The following is a 1,908-nucleotide window of genomic DNA, read 5'->3' as shown; positions in this document are numbered from 1 at the left end:
CAACGTATTTTTGAAGAGACCTTGGCACAATACGAAGAAGGGGATGTTTCACATTTAGACGATTTAACCTATGATCCACTCATTTAAATAAACTGGTAAAAAATGGATGAAGGGCTACCTTTGAATCCCTGTTGTCTTTTTTTCTTCAAATAGAATCAATCATGATCTGAATATTCAATCACTTACCCTGGGTATGGAAAATCAATGCTTGACTATGCTTTTTATTCTTTATGCAACGCTAGTGATTTTTTCACGACTTCCACCAACTTGCTGCCATCCATGACATCCAGCTCTATAAAAGGGCCCGATTCAACTGTCTCGTTGTCCAAGCGGCGGATATCCGATGCAATGACATTCATACTCCCATACTCTTGACGAAGCTTCATAGCAAGCTCCGAACCGACTTGTCCCAAGGATCCGGTCACCAAGATTTTTTTCATCGAATAACCTCCCGGTATATACGATGTACTGTCATGAACCTCATTGAACTGCTAGATGACACCCATTTCCTTTCCCACTTTCTCATAGGCCGCAACTGCCCGGTCCAGCATCTCCTTCGTGTGAGCTGCTGTCGGCATGTTCCGTACTCGCCCTGTTCCTTTTGGAACAGTAGGAAAAACAATGGACTTTGCGTAAACTCCCTCTTCAAAAAGACGCTTGCTGAATGTCTGTGTTGTTTTTTCTTCCCCAATGATGCAAGGCGTTATCGGGGTTTCACTGTGACCGATATCAAATCCCAGCTTTGACAGAGCCTTTTTCAAGTAATCCGCGTTTTTCCATAAACGTTCATAAAGCTCCGTACTTTCCATCATGAGCTCAATTGCCTTCGTTGCGGCCGCAGCATCTGCAGGTGTGACTGCAGTGGAGAACAAAAATGGACGCGACCTGACTTTAAGCCAGTCAATCAGCTCTTTTTTCCCCGCTACATAACCGCCCACAACGCCAATCGCTTTTGAAAGAGTGCCAATTTGAAAATCTATCTTTTCCTGAAGCCCGAAATTCTTTACCGTGCCAGCTCCTTTTCCGAGCACTCCCGAACCATGTGCATCATCAACATAAGTGATTAAATCGTATTCTTCAGCGATTTCGGCGATTTCCGGCAGTTTGGCAATGTCACCATCCATCGAAAAAACACCGTCGGTTATCACCATGATTTTATTGTAGCTTCCGGATTCCTTTGCAGCCTTTGCCTGCTTTCGCAGATCATCCATGTCCGAATGGCCGAATCGGATGATCTTTGCCTTCGAAAGGCGGCAGCCGTCAATGATGGATGCATGATTCAGCTCATCTGACAAAATAGCGTCATCTTTGTCCATGACCGCCGAAATGGCGGCCATATTACAGTTAAAACCTGACTGATAGGAGATGGCGGCTTCCGTCCCTTTAAAAGCGGCAAGCGTTTCTTCCAGCTTTTCATGGACTTCAAGCGTTCCATTGATTGTGCGTACTGCTCCTGCTCCACCCCCCCATTTTCCGATTGCATCAACAGCCGCGTCTTTCAATCTCTCATCCGTTGCCAAGCCGAGATAATTATTGGACGAGAGATTGATCTGTTCTTTCCCATTAATTCTGATGATGGGACCATTTGGAGTTTCAACCGTGTCTATTTCATTGTAGAGGCCCTGACTGCGAAGCTCAGACAAATTTTCCGTTAAAAATTGTTCCAGCACTTTCGACATATCGATCCCTCCATTATGGAAATTTGCGAATACATTTGTACTTACTAGAAATACACACGCAAACCAAAATTATCGGAATTCAATTTAAATATAACATATTTCATATATTATGTTTATTGTGAGAGGACAGTATTTATTCATTTTGAAAATATAAGAAAAGCGCAAGGCGCCCGTTTAGCGACGTACAAACTGGAGCACTCCGCAATGAGATAAAGGAAACACGGCGAGG

The 1,908-nt window shown here is 43.9% G+C and carries 1 protein-coding gene and 1 pseudogene; both read right to left on the bottom strand.

What is annotated here, in order from left to right; genetic code table 11:
- Positions 1 to 242: 242 nt before the first annotated feature.
- Positions 243 to 440: pseudogene (locus FS666_RS19130) on the bottom strand (NAD-dependent epimerase/dehydratase family protein); the annotation flags it as partial.
- A gap of 51 nt (positions 441 to 491) precedes the next feature.
- Entirely contained in the window at positions 492 to 1,679 is a 1,188-nt protein-coding gene (locus FS666_RS19125; protein WP_144460588.1) for a glycine C-acetyltransferase, read from the bottom strand.
- Between the last annotated feature and the right edge of the window lie 229 nt (positions 1,680 to 1,908).

It is taken from the genome of Siminovitchia fortis (assembly GCF_007681465.1).
GTDB classification, from domain to species: domain Bacteria; phylum Bacillota; class Bacilli; order Bacillales; family Bacillaceae_C; genus Siminovitchia; species Siminovitchia fortis.
Note: the sequence above shows the minus strand (reverse complement) of the source record. Positions and strands in the feature narration are given on the sequence as shown.

What these genes read in the sequence shown, in the direction of transcription:
- FS666_RS19125 (WP_144460588.1), bottom strand. Translation starts at nt 1,679, where the DNA reads ATGTCGAAAGTGCTGGAACAATTTTTAACGGAAAATTTGTCTGAGCTT.